General features: G+C 63.5%; 1 pseudogene. It reads left to right on the forward strand.

From position 1 onward, the window contains the following. Positions 1 to 252, forward strand: a pseudogene (locus tag FL311_RS44845) (hypothetical protein); the annotation flags it as partial.

The raw sequence follows: 252 nt of genomic DNA on the forward strand, positions 1-252 counted from the left end.
TCACGCAGCGTGGCGCGCCAGAATCCGGCTCGCTGCTGGACTCCGCACGGCCTGCAACATCCCTTCCCGGCAACCAACGCGCTCGTCGCGACCGCGCTCTCCATCAACCACTTCGCTCAGCAACAGTCAACGACGAGCTGACACGTCGAAGCGACAGCTTCATCCAACGCCGCCTGAAGCAGGGCGCCTTCCGCGACGCGGGCAAGACGCTCGACGGCTTCGACTTCGACTTCAACAAGAAGATGAATCGCC

Source organism: Myxococcus sp. AB025B, assembly GCF_006518215.1.
Taxonomy (GTDB): domain Bacteria; phylum Myxococcota; class Myxococcia; order Myxococcales; family Myxococcaceae; genus Myxococcus; species Myxococcus fulvus.